The organism is Marseilla massiliensis, from assembly GCF_016899855.1.
Lineage (GTDB): Bacteria > Bacteroidota > Bacteroidia > Bacteroidales > Bacteroidaceae > Prevotella.
On the sequence record NZ_JACJJG010000290.1, the window covers coordinates 1 to 248 of the forward strand.

The window sequence follows — 248 nt, forward strand, 5'->3', positions numbered from 1 at the left end:
ATTGGTATGAAGCCGCAGACGGTAAACGTGGCCGGAAAGAGTAGTGTAACAGTTACAATGGAAGATGAGGCTACTGCACTCGACGATCTCGTTGTCATCGGTTATGGTACTGTAAGGAAGCGCGACCTGACGGGCGCCGTAACATCCGTCAGCGCCGAGGACATAGGGCAAATCCCTGTGTCTAATGTCAGTGAGGCCCTTACCGGTAAGATGGCCGGCGTAAACATCACCACGACCGAGGGCTCGCC

The 248-nt window shown here is 54.8% G+C and carries 1 protein-coding gene; it reads left to right on the plus strand.

All coding sequences use genetic code 11. The features are described 5' to 3' along the window. Positions 1-248: TonB-dependent receptor plug domain-containing protein (locus tag H6A34_RS14800; RefSeq protein ID WP_205106126.1), on the plus strand; the 248-nt coding region annotated here is incomplete at both ends.